Origin of the sequence: Paenibacillus sp. HW567 (assembly GCF_000374185.1) — a bacterium.
In the GTDB taxonomy this organism is placed as follows: domain Bacteria; phylum Bacillota; class Bacilli; order Paenibacillales; family Paenibacillaceae; genus Paenibacillus_AQ.
The window spans coordinates 738,546-751,475 of the sequence record NZ_KB910518.1 but is presented as its reverse complement, the minus strand read 5'-3'; the positions used below and the strand labels follow the sequence as shown (position 1 = coordinate 751,475).

Sequence of the window (12,930 nt, the reverse complement as noted above, 5' to 3'; positions counted from 1 at the left end):
ATTTGACTTAGATATAACTCTAAGTGATAGGATACGGTTTACACAGGCTTAGCTTGCTGTAACAGGAAAGTAAATCATAATAAGGAGCGATATTATGGAAGAGAACAGGAAGATTGCACTTGTGACCGGAGCCAGCCGCGGAATCGGACGAGATACGGCACTTGCGTTAGCCAGGACGGGTAAGGATCTCGTAATTACCTACAAATCGGAAAAGGATAAGGCGGCGGCGGTCGTCAGCGAAATTGAAGAAGCCGGTGGGAAAGCGGTCGCCTTGCAACTGGATGCTGCAGACAATGCTTCATTCGTTGACTTTACCGCAAGTCTGACCGCATTGCTAACGCAGAAATGGAACAAGACCCAACTAGACTATCTGATTCACAATGCCGGTACTGGGGCCATGAATGGCTTTCTGGATACCACTGAAGAGCAATTTGATGAAATGATTAATGTACACCTGAAAAGTGTGTTCTTCCTGACTCAGAAGCTGAGCCCCTTACTGGCCGATCAGGGCGGAATTGTGAATATCTCAACCGGCTTGACCCGTTTTACAACACCGGGGGCAAGTATCTACGCTGCTGCCAAAGGGGCGGTCGAAATATTGACGAAATATATGGCCAAAGAGCTGGGACCCCGAGGAATCCGGGTCAATGTTGTCGCTCCTGGTCCGGTTGATACCGATTTCGGCGGCGGGCATGGAGATAACCAGGGGTTCAGAGCCTTCATTGCTTCACAGACTACACTCGGGAGAATTGCTGTACCCGGAGATATCGGCGGTGTCATAGCCTCCCTGTGCAGTCCGGAAATGGCCTGGGTTACCGCTCAAAGGATTGAGGTTTCCGGGGGCATGCTGCTGTAAAAAAACTGAGATTCTCAAATGGAGGAACACGACATGGCAAATAAAGTAGCAATCATTACGGGAGCCAGCAGCGGAATAGGCGCTGCTACAGCAATAAAACTGGCGCAAAGCGGCATCCGGCTGATGCTGGGGGCACGCCGCGAGGACCGGCTGCTGGCTTTGAAGCAAGAAATTGAAGCCGCAGGCGGAACAGCCGAGTACCGGGTGACCGATGTGACTTCCCGGAGTGATCTGGAGGCATTGGCACAAGCTGCTATTGATACTTACGGTAAAATTGACATTCTCATTAACAACGCTGGCATCGGGCCTGTCTCCTATATAAGAAAGCTAAAAGTCGATGAGTGGGATGCAATGATTGATGTAAATATTAAAGGTGTCCTGTATGGTATAGCTGCGGTTCTGCCCCATATGGAAGAGCGTAATGAAGGGCATATTATTAATGTCTCTTCTATAGCCGGACATGAGGTATTTCCCAGCGGAGTTGTTTATTGCGGCACCAAGTTCGCTGTTGGAGCAATTACTAGCGGATTGCGCAAGGAGCTGCATCCTGACCAGAACATCCGTGTAACCCTGGTCAGTCCAGGCGCAGTAGACACCGAGCTGGGTACGACCTCTACGGATGAAGACGGCGTCGCTCTTACCAATGCTTTGGCACAACGGCTCACACCTATTGCGGGCGAGGACATCGCTTCTGCCATTCTGTATGCGGTTGAGCAACCGGCATCCGTCTCGGTATATGAGGTTATTGTCGCCCCTACCTCCCAGAGATAAAGCTCTGCTGATACAGCACATCCCATTCGAAGTTGTTTCCGATGGGATGTGCTGTTCTATTTATTATAATGATCGGCGGGACATTAAGGTCAGGAAATGGGATCTTCCCGCTCTTCGGCGCTTTATATCGTATTGCTTATTGATTTGCTGGCCAGGCAAATTTGATCCCCAGCTTTTCTTTTGCTTCCTGGAACTTTTTATTTTTATATTCGCTAACCTGTTGGAAGCCTAGTTCATCGTCTTCTTTAAGCATTTGGTTGAACAGTTTTTCTACGTCTTGTTCAGTTTTAGCCAGGATGATTTTGGCCAGCATCTTTTCCCGGTTGGTTTTGATTTTCGCTTCAATGCCAGCCTCGATTGTTCCTCCCTCTACAGTCACTGCTTCAAGTGCAAGATCATTGAATGCAAATTGTTCAAAATAGGCATCATGCTCTGCGGTTACCTTTTCTAAATCATTGGCTGGAGCCGGCCAGGTACGCTTAACGGGCACCCAATCCACAAGCCACGCAAAATTGGCATCATATTTGCGCTTTGCGCTGTCCGGATTGGCCGCATACTCTTTGACACGTTGCTCTGTAAATTTGACTTTGCCGTTCTCATCATAGTCCCACGCAATTCCCCGCGGTCCATGAACAGCATTAAGTGACATTTCGTCCTGAGACAAATACTGCAGCAGCTTAACTATACGCTCCTGATGTTTACTTTTGCTTCCGACCATTGTTAGCATCCAGCCGGATAACGGGCTTGGAGTGAAGTGAAACGCATTTCCTGCATCGCCTTTTATCGGTCCTACCGGAACAAACAAGGCATTGGGGTCGGCATTGTACAGCGCATCCCATTTCACAAGTACACTTGTCTTGGCAAATACGCTTCCGGCAGTCACCTTTTCAATCTTCTGATCGGTCGTCAAAGTTACACTGTCCTCAGGCATTAAGCCCTCGCGGTATAATTGATTCAGAAACTTAAACGCTTCCAGCGATTCAGGAGTACGCACCGTATCTTGCCATTGTCCATCCTTCGTTTCAGGTGACGCTCCGAAAAATTGAATCAGATTGTAATGATCAAAGTACGCTGGTATCATATCGAAACCGTTATATTTTATCTTGGCCGCCTTTACTTTTCTAAGAGCCTCAATCGTACCTTCTTTCGTGCTGAAATCCTCGGGTTTTATGCCGAGCCGGTCCATGATATCTTTGCGGGCAGTAATATCAATATGTGTTGCCAGTGTATCCACGCCTTCCTGCATCTTCTCTTTGGCATAGAAAAAATTCACCAGCCCGTAATAATGGCCGTCTTCATTACGGTACCAATCCTGAGCGGACTGCGGCACTTTGAAATCCGGTGCATATATCTTAATCAGCTCGTCAAGCGGGGCCACAAGTCCCGACTTCTCCAGCGTCTTCCGCTGTATGGAAGGATTATACACCGTCACTACATCAGGGATATTGCCGGAGGCAATCATTGCGCCCAGCTTTTCATCATTTCCGCTTGTGAATTTGATCGTGATACCGGTATCGTCTGTAATCATCTTATCCAAAAGAACATTTTCTGTATCCCATTTCTTCTGGTACCCTTCGGCCGCTACAAACCAGTTAATCGTAAGCGGAGATTTGTCATCCTTTCCTCCGCTGCTGTCGGCGGAATTGCTGTCCGTACTATTCCCGGCCACGCTGCTCTCACTGTTGTTTGCGGTGGAATTGCCGCTGCTGTGATTCCCTCCCGAACATGCACTCAGCAAGCTGCCCAGCATAGCTAGAACCAGCATTAATGCGAAGATATTTTTCTTCTTATACATTTTCTTTTCTTCCCCCTTATCGTGAGCTAACGTTAATCCGCTCTCATTTCAATCTAAATGGCGGAGACTAACCTTTAATCGAGCCGATCATTACACCTTTAACGAAATATTTCTGCAGGAAGGGGTAGATGACCAGTATCGGAGCTGTAGTAGCAATCATCATCGCCAGCTTAAGCGTTTCCGGGCTGACCTTTTTCGCTGCTTGCGGCAGTTGACTGGCGGCTTGAGCACTCACGCCCTGGGCATAGGAGGCGTCCGTCATCAATCGCATCAAAAATAACTGCACGGTCTGAAGTGATTCAGAGGAAGTAAACATCAGACTGTCAAAGTAAGAATTCCAGTGTCCAACCCCTGTGAACAGTGCAATGGCCGCGAGGGCCGGCATCGACAGAGGCAGAATGAACCTCCAGAAGATCCGGAACTCTCCCGCACCGTCCATTTTGGCTGATTCTATAAGAGCTTCGGGAATGGACCGAAAGAATGATAATAAGATAATCATGTCCCACACGCCAAACAGCCCCGGTATGATATAGACGAGAAAGTTATCCAGCAGCCGGAGATCCTGGTACAGCAGATAAGTAGGAATTAGCCCCCCGCCAAAAAACATAGTAAACATAATGAACATCATGTAGATGGATTTCCCCTTTAAATTTGGCCGCGACATAGCATAGGCAACCAGCGAGGTAAACAATACATGAGTTACAGTACCGAGTAATGTCCGCTGAGCGGTTACCAGATAGGCATTAAATATCGTCGGCTCAGAGAAGACTCCCCTATAGTTGCTCAGAGTGAAGCTTCTCGGCCAGAAGTACACGCCTCCTCTCATATAATCGAGCCCTTCATTAAGAGAGCCGACGATAGAGAACCAGAAGGGCGCAAGCATCAGAATCATAATAATGATCATAATGATGGTGTTCATGGCGGAGAACCATTTTTCCCCAGTACTTTTTACACTCATTCCGCTCCCCCCTTAAAATAAACCCTTTTCTGTAAACTTTTTCGAAAAATAATTGGCACTGACCAGAAGGATCACCGCAATAACTGATTTGGCAAGGCCTACGGCAGTGGAATATGAATATCGCATCTGCTGAAATCCGATTTTGTAGACATATGTGTCGATGGTTTCACTTGTATCCAGATTGAGTCCATTTTGGAGTACAAGAATTTGTTCAATGCCGGAATTCAGCAAGCCGCTTATGGCAAAAATCAGCATGACAACAACGGTACCCATAATACTTGGGAGCGTTACATACCTCATTTTCTGCACTCGGCCTGCCCCGTCAATTGTCGCAGCTTCGTACTGTTCCTGATCGACGCCGGCAATGGCTGCAATATAAATGATGGCCCCCCACCCTAAACTCTTTACGATTCCTCCCAGAACGAGGATAAGCCAGAAATACTGAGCTCTTCCCATAAAAAAAACAGGTTCCGACAACAGTCCCAAGGACACCAGCAAATGGTTGAGAATCCCGTTGGTAGGCGAGAGCACATTCATAATCAGGCCGCCAAAGACAACCCATGACACAAAATGAGGCAGGTAGGAAATGGTTTGTACAAATCGTTTGAACTTGGCGCTGCTGATTTCATTGAGCAGTAGAGCAAAAAGGATGGGAGCAGGAAATCCCAGCACTAAGCTTAATCCATTCAAGGCCAGTGTATTGCGCAGTACATTAAAAAAATTTGGATCTGTAAAAAACTCTTTGAAGTGTATAAACCCTGCCCACGGAGAACCGTTAATACCTGAAAACATGTCGTAATCTTTAAAAGCAATTAAAATCCCATACATGGGAATGTAGGCAAAAATGAATAGGAAGATCAGCCCGGGCCACACCATGCTTTGCAGCTCCATCTGCGATTTCAGCTTGAACCAGCGATTTGATTTGTTCGCAGCTCCGAGCTGTCCTTCAGCCTTAGCCAAATTGCTCACTCCATCCACCTCCGGCTTTCTTGTCTATGCTCATGTTGCCGCTTGCAAGCGCTGTAATCAATATAATCTTGCCGGTATTCCTTGAAAATATCACTATTTCAGAATTGATACCCTAATTTCAGATCACAAAGAAAACGCTTACGATTTGATGTATACTGAAAAAAACGTTGAACGGAGAATAGACTCATGAAATGCAGATACTGGAATCGGCTCAGTATTAAACAGCGCCTCACTGGCTCTTATATTTTTTTCATCCTGCTTCCGTTCAGCTTACTGGCTGTTCACTCTTACATTCAGGCTGATACGTTTCAGAAGGAGCAAGCTCTTGGCAGCATGATGCAGACGCTAACTGTCGTTAAGAACAGGATTGAAGGTAAGATGAACCTTGTCGAAAGTATTAGTCACAATATTACCTACAATTCCCGGCTGCAAGGATTTCTAGCTGAGCCTTATGATGTACAAAACGGTTCCTTAGATCAGTATTTTCAGAATATTCACCCCATTGTCTACTTCAGTCTCCAGTACAATCAGGTAGAGATTGATAATATCAAGGTGTATATGAATAACCGCAGCATTCCTGAAGGGTTCGGAAGTTTCTATCAGGACATAGCTGTACAAGGTAACAGTTGGTACGACTCCTTTATGGAATCGCAGGAAATATCCCGCTGGATTGAACTTCCCGCCGAGAATTCTTATGCCTATTTGCAAAAGATTGTTTCGGGGGAGGGGGTATTTCTTGGCATTACTAGTGTCTCTGTACAAAAACAGGATCTTCTTGCCTCATTAGATGAGTTGGCGGTAGACAGTCCGTATCTCTTTGTGACAGATGCGCACGGACAATTGCAATATGGCGGCAGAGCAGGTTCCCTGGCACCTGCCCTGCTGCAACAATTAACCACCAGCGATTCCTTTGGCCTAAACGGGCATCTTTATGTGGTGGAGCAGCTTGACCGTCTTGGGTATAGGATTGGGATGGAGAAGGATCTCCCCCATTCCCTTGGCTCCTACCAGTTGATGACTACGTCCAGCTTCGTGGCTGCAATGGTCCTGTCGCTTCTCCTATTCTATCAGGTGCTTAAAAAGACCTTCGTTAAAATAAAGGCCAGCATTCGGGCCATGGACCAGTCCATCCGTACCGGCTTTACCGAGCTAATTCCGGTGGAGCGAAATGACGAAATTGGAGTCATTACTGAGAAATTCAATACTCTTCTGGTTCAGATCGACTCTTTAGTTAATGATAGGGTCATAAGGGAGACAATGCTTAAGGATGTACAGCTACAAGCGCTACAGTCCCAGATCAATCCTCACTTCATCTATAACACACTCAATCTCTTCAGCGCCAAGACGGAAATAGCCGGTCTATACGATGTTTCTGAGGCTTTTTCCGACTTTAGTCAAATACTCCGGTATAATATGAACGGCCAGTCTGAATGGGCCACAATGAAGCAAGAAATCAATCACGTGTTAAATTATTTCCGGCTGCAGAAGCTGAAGTATAGCGAACAGCTACAATTGTCTTGGACCTGCGACCCGCAGTTGCTCCAAGTGCAGATCATCCGCTTTATCCTGCAGCCTGTTGTGGAGAATAGTATTGCACATGGCATGAGTCATCCGAATGAGCTTCAGATCACTCTTGACATCAAATTAAATGACATGAATGGCATTGTCATTGTAATTACGGATAACGGTACCGGCATTACACCCTCGAGATTGGACGAACTTAATCAATTCTTCCTAACGGAACAAGATATTACTCAATCTTTGCCTGCCTTTAACACGGATGGTACTGGAATAGGTCTGAGAAATATTAATAACCGGCTGCGGCTCTCTTATGGATTTGGCTATTCAATGAAGATGGAAAGCATGGAAAATCGCTATACACGAACCATTTTTACAATACCTTTTAAACGCTGCTGACGTACTAACCTGAGTCAATGTTCTATTTTACTGTAACCTATAGCTTTCTCCTGTATATCAATGATTCATGATGGTTTATTATTAAGATTCATTCAGGTGGAAATGGAGGATCGGTATATGCTGAATCTCATGATTGTGGATGACGAAGAACTGATACGCAAAGATATAAAATCTAAAATCACCCGTATTTCTCACCCGGCTATAAGTAGTATTATAATGGCAGCCAATGGTCTGGAAGCCAAACAAGCTATTCAGAACTATAAGCCTGAAATTATAATCTCGGATATCCGGATGCCGGGTATGGATGGAATATCTCTTATCCGTGAGTGCTCAAAAACCAACCCCATGATTAAATTTATTGTACTGAGCGGTCATGACGATTACCGTTATGTCAGAGAAGCCTTTAAATATGGAATTGTAGACTACCTTCTTAAGCCCGTCCGGCTGTCTGAACTCGAATTGCAACTGAATAAAGCCATACTGCAACACAACTATGCCGCTGAAAGCGCCACAACAGCCTCCGGTAATACTCTCACCGATGAAATTAGAGCAAAGCTTATCGCTACACTGCATGGGGACGATCTCACTAAGATGACAACCGGTTTATCTGGTTATGAGAGTCTGGAAGCGAAATGGTCTATATTTCGTTTTCTGTATGAGAAGCATCATGCCGGACATATCCCAAATACAGAGCGTATACAAGTAATGCTGGAAGACCTGCTTATGGCTAATATGGAGGATAAGGCAATCCGGTGTGTCACGTTAAATGCCGATAGAGATGGAGGCACTATTGCTATCAATTATAATGAGAACGTTATGATTGATGAATTGATGTTATTGCTCCGTAAACTTGTCGATCATCTTGCTGTGGTCTGCAGCACAAGAGTTATGGCCGCCCTAAGCAGCGCATATACATGCTCAAATATTAATGACGCGAACATCGAGACCGGTCGTATCCTTTCGTACCGTATTCTGTATGAAGGCTCCTTCGTCCTCACTGCTAAAGCAATGAATGACAAAAGGATACAGCTTCCGCTTAATGACATAGAGATTGAAAGGTTATCGGAAAATCTTCGAACACTCAATATTGAGAAATCAAAAGAAGAGATTGCGGATTGGTTTACCTCCCGACGGCTGCAGACCATAGACACAGCCTCCATTCGTCAGATGTATCTGATGATCCTCACCGAGATGCATAGATGGCATTGTGATAAGCTCCCTTCGGAAAATATCTGCCGGGATGATGATTTCAACCGTCATCACTCTCTACTGGAAATTCAGATGCACCTGTTCAAACAGTTAGACTCTATAAATAGGGCCTATTCGCAGCCCGGGGTACGTTCTAAATCTGCGATTAGCCTAGTCAAACAGTATATAGAAGAACACCCCTTAGGCGAGGTCACCCTGGCCGAGGTATCTAACTTGGTATCAATGAATTATACCTATTTTAGTACATGGTTTAAAATGGAGGTTGGCCTCACCTTCTCAGCGTATATTATGAAACAAAGGATGGAGAAGGCCAAACGTCTGCTCGAAGAACCCGCCACTCGCATCAGGGAAGTTGCAGTTCGGGTTGGATATGAAAATATGTATCATTTTTCGAGAGCGTTCAAAAACTATACGGGGCTGTCTCCAAAAGAGTACAGGAAATCTGCTGAAGATTTGTAGGATGCCAGCATGCTCATGTTCCGATAAAAAAGCCAGTCAACCTCAGCTACACTTTTTCCGTCTGAGGGGTAATGAAATTTCCACACACACTGTAGGGGTAATCTTCCAGCTTCATCAATGTGTACGGAACATGGGAAATACCCAGCCGCTCCATGATTTTGCTGGCAATCACTTCATTGTGCGGCTGCTGCTGGATAGCCCCGCTTCCCCCTTTGAGCAGACAGCGCTTGCTCTGCATAATCGCCCATTTCTTTTTCAACCAGCCATCAGAGGTATTGTCTGGCGACTTCAGACTGACGGCATGAGATGACCCTCGCCCAAACAATACATTTCCTCCGTCCTCCGAAAAAGGAATGTGAAAGAAGTTGATGGCTCTCCATTCCAAATGTGATGCAGATAATTTTAATTCAAGCAGCGCTTCTTTAATTCCGTCACGGCTGGCCGGAATCGCTCGTCCCCTCCACCATTCATTAAGTGCCTTGCGGTCTAATGTCCCCTTCTAAATGGAATCCCCACGGGCACATGTTGCGCTGCATAGACTTGTCCAATCGCTGAAATCCATTTTCTTCTTTTGAAAGGAGAACTCCCTGTCATGAGTCAAAACCCTCAAACTTTTCGTGCGCATACGTGGAATCTGTCCCTCCTGTATCACAAACGGCACAAATTGAGAATGTTACTGAAGATATTTTGTTTTCAGAAGTCAAAATATTAATCTAACCTTAAAGAGGCTTAGGATGCCAAATATTCGATTTCACGATCTACGTCAAAGCTGCGCAAGCTTATTGTTGTCTAAGGGTATCAGCATAAAGGAAGTACAAGAATGGCTAGGACACAGTGATTACGCAACAACGGCCAACATTTATTCGCACCTGGAATATAGTTCAAAAATCGTGTCTGCTAACAAAATGAGTGAAGTGATACAAATATAAAAAAGCTCACCGGATTATCATCCAATGAGCGTTAATTCAATTATGGTACCGGCGAGAGGACTCGAACCTCCACGGTTTCCCACTCGAATTTTGAGCCGCACACTCTATTGCGACATGAGTAGAAGTTAAGTCCAAGAGGAGGAATATAAACCCGCGAAAAGCCTTGTAGAATCAAGGTTTTTCGCGGGTTTTTCCGTTGAAATCAGAGCCAGTCTGACTTCCCGACGATCACTGAAAAAGTAACCGTTTTGGAACGTTGGGAAGAACTCGGAAAGAACTGAAGTAGAACCAGCCCGCCCCTACCATTGACCAAATTAACGGAGCGTATGCTCCAGGGAGGGGATATTTCCAGGTATACACTGTCATGGATTCTTCCATTGAGATCCTTCAAGGCAAGCCGAAGTTTTGCGAGAATACAATGCCCAAAATACATCAGCAACAGTTGGATTCAAGTACGGTACATTTCCTCCGCCGCGGCTAATATTTTTTCACTTCGTAATCGTTCCCAGAATGGGGCGGCTCCTTAGTCTGACAGTAATCTTGCAATTTGCTCTTGCTCCTCAGAGGAAACCTCCGGTAATTTATTGCTCCAAATGTAGCAAATTTGATACAATGCAAGCAGCGAATAGAGATCGAAGTATACCTCCTTGAACGTAGACTGCAGTCACTGAGGGTTCCGTCTCTATCTTTACGGTAGTCTATGAATGAGTTGGACGTTAATTATCATGGAACGAATTGCCTAATATTGAGTGTACCCGTGAATATTTGTACAGAGAAAGTAGGATGAATACAAATCCATTCTGCTATTCTTGAGTTGGGAAGGGAGGGCTGGTAATGCAATGGGTTGACAAAATGAATTTGGCTATTGACTATATTGAAACACATTTGACGGAACAAATCGATCCCGTGGAAATTAATGGTATTATGGCATGTCCCTATTCAGTCTTTCAGCGTTCTTTTGCACCAATCACTGGGATACAGTTATCGGAATATATTCGTCGTAGACGGTTATCCTGCGCGGCATATGACCTTCAGAATACAAAACAGCGCGTATTGGATATTGCCGTAAAGTACGGATATGATTCCGCAGATGCGTTTTCCTCGGCATTCAAACGTATGCATGGAATCACACCACAGGAGGCCAGATCGTCAGATGCTAATCTAAAATTCTATACCCGCCTGACCTTTACTTTTATGATCATGGGGGTTAATGAAATGAATTACAGGGTACTTAATAAGGATTCTTTTGATGTGCTTGGGATTCGCCGGACAACACCTTATGGTGGAGGAACATGGGCAATTGTCAAGTCGGATGGAACAGCACAGAAGTTACAGGAAATCGGTGGTCATCTATGTGACTTGGGGTTGTGCTTCGGGTATAATGATGAGGGTAATGATGATTATATGTGTGGCATTGAGTATTCCGGAGAGGATATTGATGGCTTTGATCGATACCTGTGCCCCGCTGCTAGCTGGCTTGTATTTACAGCTAAAGGCACGATTTCGGGTGGTATTCTTAGCCAGACATGGAAGCGCATCTATGGCGAGTTCATGCCCCAAAGCGAATACAAGCAGTTGGATTTACCTACCATTGAACAGTACATTGAATGGGACGAAAGCACAGATACCTGTCATGTGGACATCTTCATTCCTGTTCAGAGATAATCCGTTACTAACTTCGGGTGGCTTTTGCCGCCTTTTTCTTTTGTTTACCTAATGACTCATACCGCCAAAATGATCTGGCCCGGCGAACTTTAGCACCTGGAATACATTTCAAAAACCGCGTCTGCTGACAAAATGAGTGAAGTGATACAAATATAAAAAAGCTCACCGGATTATCATCCAATGAGCGTTAATTCAATTATGGTACCGGCGAGAGGACTCGAACCTCCACGGTTTCCCACTCGATTTTGAGTCGAGCGCGTCTGCCATTCCGCCACGCCGGCAAAATATAATGTTGAGGTATAAATGGCGCGCCCTGAGAGATTCGAACTCCCGACCTTTTGATTCGTAGTCAAACGCTCTATCCAGCTGAGCTAAGGGCGCAAATTATGGAGCGGACGACGGGAATCGAACCCGCGACCCTCGCCTTGGCAAGGCGATGCTCTACCGCTGAGCCACGTCCGCATACGGTATGAAAAGAAAGATTACTCAATTTAAATCATAAATGGCGGAACCGACGGGATTCGAACCCGCGATCTCCTGCGTGACAGGCAGGCATGTTAGGCCAACTACACCACGGTTCCATATTGGTTGCGGGGGCAGGATTTGAACCTGCGGCCTTCGGGTTATGAGCCCGACGAGCTACCGGGCTGCTCCACCCCGCGTCAGTAAAAAAGATTATACAATTTGTTAACTCATATGGTGGAGGCTGAGGGGTTCGAACCCCCGACCCTCTGCTTGTAAGGCAGATGCTCTCCCAGCTGAGCTAAGCCTCCGTTAAAAGAAGCAACTTAATGAGTTTAGCATATTATTCCGATAAATGCAATTATTTATTTATAAAGATAATGGTGACTCGTATGGGATTCGAACCCATGTTACCTCCGTGAAAGGGAGGTGTCTTAACCCCTTGACCAACGAGCCATAATAATTATTATTTCGACAACAGATAATATTTTATCAAACCTCAATAATAAAAGCAACATATTTTTATTGCAAGTAGCAAGGAAAAACCTCTTCCATTTCAAGATGATACTACATTATTTCAACACAAGAGGTATGCTTGCAAACAAAAGACCACTGCTGATCAATTCAACAGTGGTCTCTGTGCTTGGCGGCGTCCTACTCTCCCAGGACCCTTCGGTCCAAGTACCATCGGCGCTGGAGGGCTTAACGGTCGTGTTCGGGATGGGTACGCGTGGAACCCCTCCGCTATCGCCACCAAACGGGCACTTGCGGTGCAAATGCTTGATTCAGGAACTTGATTCCTGAAAACTGAATCCGAAACGAAACTTGCGTTTTAGTTCTTTGGATAAGCCCTCGACCGATTAGTATTGGTCAGCTCCACACGTTACCGTGCTTCCACCTCCAACCTATCTACCTCGTCGTCTTCAAGGGGTCTTACATG

Annotated in this window: 10 protein-coding genes, 7 tRNA genes, 1 rRNA gene and 1 other annotated feature; of the genes, 6 read left to right on the top strand and 12 right to left on the bottom strand. The window is 45.6% G+C overall.

Annotated features, from left to right (window positions below):
* Window positions 1-94: 94 nt before the first annotated feature.
* Window positions 95-856, top strand: a complete 762-nt coding sequence (locus B212_RS0103655; protein ID WP_019909014.1) for an SDR family NAD(P)-dependent oxidoreductase — start codon at window positions 95-97, stop codon at window positions 854-856.
* A gap of 33 nt (window positions 857-889) precedes the next feature.
* Window positions 890-1,627: an SDR family oxidoreductase gene (locus B212_RS0103650; protein ID WP_019909013.1), complete on the top strand. Its 738-nt coding sequence runs from the start codon at window positions 890-892 to the stop codon at window positions 1,625-1,627.
* Window positions 1,628-1,763: 136 nt separating this feature from the next.
* Here the strand turns inward: B212_RS0103650 and B212_RS0103645 are convergent, their stop codons facing one another.
* From B212_RS0103645 to B212_RS0103635, 3 genes are all read right to left on the bottom strand, one after another.
* Window positions 1,764-3,422: an extracellular solute-binding protein gene (locus B212_RS0103645; RefSeq protein WP_019909012.1), complete on the bottom strand. Its 1,659-nt coding sequence runs from the start codon at window positions 3,420-3,422 to the stop codon at window positions 1,764-1,766.
* Between the two features lie 67 nt (window positions 3,423-3,489).
* Window positions 3,490-4,380, bottom strand: a complete 891-nt coding sequence (locus tag B212_RS0103640) for a carbohydrate ABC transporter permease (protein WP_019909011.1) — start codon at window positions 4,378-4,380, stop codon at window positions 3,490-3,492.
* 12 nt (window positions 4,381-4,392) lie between these two features.
* Window positions 4,393-5,349 carry an ABC transporter permease gene (locus B212_RS0103635; RefSeq protein WP_019909010.1) on the bottom strand — a complete coding sequence of 319 codons (957 nt, stop codon included), beginning with the start codon at window positions 5,347-5,349 and terminating at the stop codon, window positions 4,393-4,395.
* 186 nt (window positions 5,350-5,535) lie between these two features.
* Between B212_RS0103635 and B212_RS0103630 the strand changes: the two genes are divergently transcribed.
* Both B212_RS0103630 and B212_RS0103625 read left to right on the top strand, forming a co-directional pair.
* On the top strand, window positions 5,536-7,266 hold the full coding sequence (locus tag B212_RS0103630; RefSeq protein ID WP_019909009.1) for a sensor histidine kinase: 1,731 nt from the start codon (window positions 5,536-5,538) through the stop codon (window positions 7,264-7,266).
* A gap of 117 nt (window positions 7,267-7,383) precedes the next feature.
* The gene (locus B212_RS0103625) at window positions 7,384-8,934 is read left to right on the top strand and encodes a response regulator transcription factor (RefSeq protein WP_019909008.1); all 1,551 of its coding nucleotides are present in this window, start codon (window positions 7,384-7,386) and stop codon (window positions 8,932-8,934) included.
* A gap of 46 nt (window positions 8,935-8,980) precedes the next feature.
* On the opposite strand, the gene B212_RS35195 is transcribed toward B212_RS0103625, so the two are convergent.
* Window positions 8,981-9,259: a hypothetical protein gene (locus B212_RS35195; protein WP_019909005.1), complete on the bottom strand. Its 279-nt coding sequence runs from the start codon at window positions 9,257-9,259 to the stop codon at window positions 8,981-8,983.
* Window positions 9,260-9,668: 409 nt separating this feature from the next.
* Between B212_RS35195 and B212_RS33610 the strand changes: the two genes are divergently transcribed.
* Together B212_RS33610 and B212_RS0103615 are read left to right on the top strand one after the other, a co-directional pair.
* A complete protein-coding gene (locus B212_RS33610) occupies window positions 9,669-9,863 on the top strand; it encodes a tyrosine-type recombinase/integrase (protein WP_084673230.1) in 195 nt (64 codons plus the stop codon).
* 834 nt (window positions 9,864-10,697) lie between these two features.
* On the top strand, window positions 10,698-11,528 hold the full coding sequence (locus B212_RS0103615) for an AraC family transcriptional regulator (RefSeq protein ID WP_019909004.1): 831 nt from the start codon (window positions 10,698-10,700) through the stop codon (window positions 11,526-11,528).
* Between the two features lie 199 nt (window positions 11,529-11,727).
* Here the strand turns inward: B212_RS0103615 and B212_RS0103610 are convergent.
* From B212_RS0103610 to rrf, 8 genes are all read right to left on the bottom strand, one after another.
* Window positions 11,728-11,809 (bottom strand) — tRNA-Leu (locus B212_RS0103610).
* 23 nt (window positions 11,810-11,832) lie between these two features.
* Window positions 11,833-11,909, bottom strand: a tRNA-Arg gene (locus B212_RS0103605).
* 6 nt (window positions 11,910-11,915) lie between these two features.
* Window positions 11,916-11,990 (bottom strand) — tRNA-Gly (locus tag B212_RS0103600).
* A 41-nt stretch (window positions 11,991-12,031) separates the two neighbouring features.
* Window positions 12,032-12,109: transfer RNA gene (locus B212_RS0103595), tRNA-Asp, on the bottom strand.
* 4 nt (window positions 12,110-12,113) lie between these two features.
* A tRNA-Met gene (locus B212_RS0103590) sits at window positions 12,114-12,190 on the bottom strand.
* Between the two features lie 35 nt (window positions 12,191-12,225).
* Window positions 12,226-12,301, bottom strand: a tRNA-Val gene (locus B212_RS0103585).
* 70 nt (window positions 12,302-12,371) lie between these two features.
* Window positions 12,372-12,446, bottom strand: a tRNA-Glu gene (locus tag B212_RS0103580).
* A 185-nt stretch (window positions 12,447-12,631) separates the two neighbouring features.
* A 5S ribosomal RNA gene (gene rrf, locus B212_RS0103575) occupies window positions 12,632-12,748 on the bottom strand.
* A 94-nt stretch (window positions 12,749-12,842) separates the two neighbouring features.
* Window positions 12,843-12,926, bottom strand: a sequence feature (23S ribosomal RNA rRNA prediction is too short).
* Window positions 12,927-12,930 lie beyond the last annotated feature (4 nt).